General features: G+C 63.3%; 1 protein-coding gene. It reads left to right on the top strand.

All coding sequences use genetic code 11. The annotated features are described in order from the left end of the window. Window positions 1–346: 346 nt before the first annotated feature. Window positions 347–1,492, top strand: a 1,146-nt coding sequence (cysS, locus tag JYJ84_RS36490; RefSeq protein ID WP_205190284.1) for a cysteine--tRNA ligase, incomplete at its 3' end; no start/stop codon positions are given.

Here is a 1,492-nt window from a genome sequence, read left to right on the forward strand (position 1 = left end):
GGGCTTTCTGCGCATGCGCCGCGGGGGCCGCGAAAAGCGTCAGCGCGACGCCCATGACGGTGGTCGCAACGAGGGTCGCAGCGCTCTGCGCGCGGCCGCGATGAGGTTTCATAGGCGTAAATCGGAATGTTATACTCCGAGCCATTCTAACAAAACGTCTGCGCGTTCCGGCGAGCGGCAGACAGTCTTTCTTAGCCTCTCGTGGCCGTCACCGCTGTGCTTGCAGCCTGACCGCCCCATGTGATATCGAGGACGCTCGGCCTTGCGCCGCAGCAGATGGTCCGTCCGTTTCGCATGCTGGGCGAGCTTCGCCAGGGCGGTTTCCTTCGGCTCACGGTTCATCTCTATGGAATCACTGCGCATCTACAACACGCTCGCGCGTGACAAGCAAGTTTTCGTGCCGCGCCAGTCCGGCGAAGTGCGGATGTACGTATGCGGAATCACCGTATACGACTATTGTCACGTGGGCCACGCGCGCATGCTGGTCGTGTTCGACCTCGTCCAGCGCTGGTTGCGTGCGATCGGTTACCGGGTCACGTATGTGCGCAACATCACCGACATCGACGACAAGATCATCCGCCGCGCGGTCGAGAACGGCGAGACGATCAAGTCGCTGACCGACCGGTTCATCGGCGCGATGCACGACGACGAAAGCGCGCTCGGCATCCAGCGGCCCGACATCGAGCCGCGCGCGACCGAGTTCATTCCGCAGATGCTCGGCATGATCGAGGCGCTCGAGACGAACGGCTACGCATACCAGGCGACCGACGGCGACGTCAATTACTCGGTGCGCAAGTTCGCGAACTACGGGAAGCTGTCGGGCAAGTCGCTCGACGATCTGCGCGCGGGCGAGCGCGTCGCCGCGAACGACGCGAAGGAAGATCCGCTCGATTTCGTGCTGTGGAAGCGCGCGAAGCCGGAAGATCCGGAAGGCACGTCGTGGGCGTCGAAGTACGGGATGGGTCGCCCGGGCTGGCACATCGAGTGCTCGGCAATGGGCTGCACGCTGCTCGGCGAGCATTTCGACATTCACGGTGGCGGGCAGGATCTGCAATTCCCGCACCACGAGAACGAGATCGCGCAGAGCGAAGGCGCGACCGGCCAGACGTTTGTCAATTACTGGATGCACAACGGCTTCGTGCAGGTCGACAACGAGAAGATGTCGAAATCGCTCGGCAACTTCTTCACGATCCGCGAAGTGCTCGAGCGCTACGACGCGGAAGTCATGCGCTTCTTCATCGTGCGCACGCACTACCGTTCGCCGCTCAATTACAGCGACGTGCATCTCGACGATGCGCGCGCGTCGCTCACGCGCCTCTATACCGCGCTGAAGGATGTCGAAGCCGACACGCTCGCGCTCGACTGGAACGAGCCGCACGCGCAGCGTTTCGCGGCCGCGATGAACGACGACTTCAATACGCCGGTCGCGGTGGCCACGCTGTTCGAGCTGGCGGGCGAGGTGAATCGCACGCGCGACGCGTCGCTCGCGCGG

This window comes from Burkholderia sp. LMG 13014 (assembly GCF_905232215.1).
Classification (GTDB): domain Bacteria; phylum Pseudomonadota; class Gammaproteobacteria; order Burkholderiales; family Burkholderiaceae; genus Burkholderia.